The organism is Longimicrobiales bacterium (assembly GCA_035764935.1).
Classification (GTDB): domain Bacteria; phylum Gemmatimonadota; class Gemmatimonadetes; order Longimicrobiales; family RSA9; genus DASTYK01.
On the sequence record DASTYK010000092.1, the window covers coordinates 1 to 3,446 of the forward strand.

Here is a 3,446-nt window from a genome sequence, read left to right on the forward strand (position 1 = left end):
CTGCAGCGCCAGCTCGAGGAAGAAGCGCGCCGCACGGCGGAGCTGTACGAACGGGTCTCCACGGAAGCCGAGCGTCTCGAGCGCATGGTGCAGGAGCGCACGCGCGAGCTGCTGGCGCTGCAGGAGGCGCGCGCGCACGAGCGTCGGCTCGCCGCGGTCGGCCAGCTCGCGGCTGGCGTCATGCACGACGTCAACAACGCGCTCAATCCGATCATGGCGGCCGCCTACCTCCTCGAGGCCAACGCGAACAACCCGGAGGCGGTGCGCGACTACGCGCAGCGCATATCGAAGGCAGCGGAGACGGGGGCCGCGACAGCGGCCCGCGTGGGACGCTTCATCCGCCAGGATCCCGTGCAGGGCGACGGCGATGGCGTCGTGGACCTGGCCGTGATCACCGAGGAGGTCGTCGCGATGACCCGCCCCCTCTGGCGCGAGCGGTCGCGCGGCGGCGTCATCGCCTACGAGGGCGAGCTCACGACCGGCACGCTCGTGCGGGGCATCGCGGGGGAGCTGCGCGAAGCGTTGCTGAACCTCGTGCAGAATGCCCTGGACGCGATGGCCGGCGGAGGCACGATGCGCATCCGCGTCCGGGCGGCCAATGGCCACGGCATCGTGGAGGTCACCGACACCGGCGTCGGCATGTCGTCCGAGGTGCGCGAACGCGCCTTCGAGCCGTTCTTCACGACGAAGGGACGCCACGGCACCGGCCTCGGGCTCGCCGAGGTCTACGGGGTGGCGCGCCGCCATCGGGGGCATGCGGAGATCGACTCCGTGCTGGGCCAGGGGACGACGGTTCGTCTCGTGCTTCCGCTCGTCGCACCGTCGGAAACGATGGCCGCGCCGGTAACGCCGCGGCCGCGGATCGCCCGCCGCATCCTGCTGGTGGAAGATCAGCCCGACAACCGCGAGTTCATCCAGGCGGTACTCGAGTCGGATGGGCATGCGGTCACGGCCGCGAGCACGGTGGCGGAGGCGATCGCCCGGCTCACGGAGCCCGCCCAGCGCTTCGATGTCGTCGTCAGCGACATCGGGCTGCCGGATGCAAGCGGGTGGGACCTCGTCAGCTACGTCCGCACGTGCTGTCCTTCGATGCGCGTGGGCGTGGTCACCGGATGGGAGCCGCGCAGCAACGCGGGACCCACGCCGGATTTTCTCCTGCGCAAACCTGTCCGCACGAACGAACTGCTTGCGCAGGTGGCCGCCACGAACACTCATGCTGCGCCTGCCGATGCCGGCGAGCGAGCGGGTGCGCGCGGTGCTACTATACCTGCGGACTCCTGAACCAACCGATGCCCGATTCGTCCGCCCCGATTCGTATCCTTCTCGCCGAAGACGACGACAACGCCCGCAGCCTCGTCGCGGACCTGCTCGCGTCCCTCGGCCATATCGTCGTCGCCGAGGCCAGCAATGGCCGTGAGGCGATCGAGCTGGCCCGCGACGTCGTGCCCGACGTCGTGCTGCTCGACGTGCACATGCCCGACGGGTCGGGCATCGAGGCCGCCGAGTCCATCACGCAGGCGCTCCCGGGCGTCGCGGTCGTGCTGTTCAGCGGCGACGAGACGGTGACCCTGTCCGACCGCGACGTCGCCGCGACGGCGGCGATCGCCTTCCTGCCGAAGCCGACGCCGCCGCGGATGCTCGACTCCACGCTGCGCCTTGCGGCGCAGCGTGCCCGCGAGCTGGCCGGCGCGCGCAAGGACGCCGAATCCGCGAAGGCCGCGCTCGAGAACCGCAAGACCATCGAGCGCGCCAAGGGGATCCTCATGCGTCGCACCGGGTCCTCCGAGCAGGAGGCGTATCGCATTCTCCAGCGCACGAGCCAGGATCGCTCCGTGCCGATGGTGGAGATCGCGAAGGCGGTGCTGGCCTCGGAGCCCGGGGCGCAGTAGCGTTTCGCGGGCAGGTCCCGGGGCGGCGCAGGAATGCGCCGCCCTTGTTGCCGTGGGTCACGCCCCCTTCCCCCTGCGCGCGTTGACGGCGGCGCCTTGCCGCGCCACGGTCGTGCCTCGCGGGACGCCGGTTACCCCGCCGACGCGCGCTCCCGCTGGTCCGCAATCCCCGACGCCAGGACGAGTGTCCCGAGGACCAGCCCGCTGCTCACGAGGAACGGGAGCTCGACGACCCGGTCGAACGCCAATCCGGCGAGTACCGGGAAGATCACGCGGGCGATGCCGCCGAACGTCTGCTGCACACCCATGTAGAGCCCGCGCTCGTGGCTCGGGATTGCGCGCGAGAGCAGCGCGGTGACGCACGGGAAGGTGAACGCGGTGCCAAGCGGCAGGAGCGCCACCGCCAATGCCAGGGGAACGTATGAGACCCCGGCGCCGCCGCCGATCATCGGGGTGAATGGGAGCGACGCGAGCCCCATCGCGAGCAGCGTGATGCCGACCCGCGACAGCTTCGCCTCACCGAACCGGTCGACCATCCGGCCCAGCAGCAGCGCCCGCGTGAGCACGGCGAGCGTGCCGATGTACATGTAGAAGAAGCCGATGGTGCGCTCGGTGACGCCGAACCGCCGGGCGAGGAAGAGTGCCAGCACGGCATTCGCGCCGTGGAAGGCCCCCATGCCGATCGCATAGATCCAGATCAGGCGCGAAGCGGGCTCGCCGGAGTGCGTCACGACCTGGAGCACGGCCTCGCGTGACCGCCCCTTCCGGCGGGGCTGCGCGGCCGCTTCCGCCATGTCGCGCGATTCGCTGAGGAACCGGAACGCGAAGCCGATGTTGATGACGCAGAGCGCCGCGGCGAACAGCCCCGGTCCCGCATGACCGAACGTCGTCGTCAGCGACCCCAGCACCGGGCCGAGCGCCACACCGGCATTCGTGGCCGCGGAGAGCCACCCCAGTCCCTTGGCCCGCTCGTTCGGCGGAACGGCATCGGCGACGTAAGCCTGGATCACGCCCACCGTGCCGCCGCCGGCACCCTGCACGATCCGCGAGAGAAAGAGCAGCCAGAGCGAGTCCGCGTACGCGAACACGACGTACGCGAGCGCGGACGAGGTCAGCCCCACGAGCAGCGCGGGGCGGCGTCCGTAGCGATCGGAGAACCGCCCCCAGATCGGCGCGCTCGCGAGCTGCGCGACCGAGAACGACGACACCAGCGCCCCGACGACGAGGCCGCCCGCGCCGAGCTTCTGTGCGTAGAACGGCAACAGGGGGAGCACCATGAGGAGCCCCACCATGTCGACGAACGCGGTGATCATCAGGACGGAGAGCTTGCCCATTCAGCCTTCGAGGAATCGTGAACCCTGCCGGCGCGGGCGGGTCGTGCTCAGGTCTCCGTCTTCCCCAGCGCGGCCGGCGCCGATGCGCGGCCGACCACCGTCGCCAGCGCGATGATCGTCAGGACGTACGGGATCATCTCGACGAACTGCGAGGGGATCACCTGTGAGCCCTGCAGGTGGATCTGGAACGTCTCCGCGGCGGCGAACAGCAGGCAGGCGAGGG

The 3,446-nt window shown here is 70.7% G+C and carries 3 protein-coding genes; 2 read left to right on the plus strand and 1 reads right to left on the minus strand.

Going from position 1 to position 3,446, the window contains the following annotated elements; genetic code table 11:
* Both VFU06_07470 and VFU06_07475 read left to right on the plus strand, forming a co-directional pair.
* Nucleotides 1-1,281: ATP-binding protein (locus VFU06_07470; protein HEU5209234.1), on the plus strand; the 1,281-nt coding region annotated here is incomplete at its 5' end.
* A gap of 8 nt (nucleotides 1,282-1,289) precedes the next feature.
* Nucleotides 1,290-1,889, plus strand: a complete 600-nt coding sequence (locus tag VFU06_07475) for an ANTAR domain-containing protein (GenBank protein ID HEU5209235.1) — start codon at nucleotides 1,290-1,292, stop codon at nucleotides 1,887-1,889.
* 131 nt (nucleotides 1,890-2,020) lie between these two features.
* On the opposite strand, the gene VFU06_07480 is transcribed toward VFU06_07475, so the two are convergent.
* A complete protein-coding gene (locus tag VFU06_07480; GenBank protein HEU5209236.1) occupies nucleotides 2,021-3,223 on the minus strand; it encodes an MFS transporter in 1,203 nt (400 codons plus the stop codon).
* Nucleotides 3,224-3,446 lie beyond the last annotated feature (223 nt).

What these genes read in the sequence shown, in the direction of transcription:
- VFU06_07475 (HEU5209235.1), top strand. Translation starts at nt 1,290, where the DNA reads ATGCCCGATTCGTCCGCCCCGATTCGTATCCTTCTCGCCGAAGACGAC.
- VFU06_07480 (HEU5209236.1), bottom strand. Translation starts at nt 3,223, where the DNA reads ATGGGCAAGCTCTCCGTCCTGATGATCACCGCGTTCGTCGACATGGTG.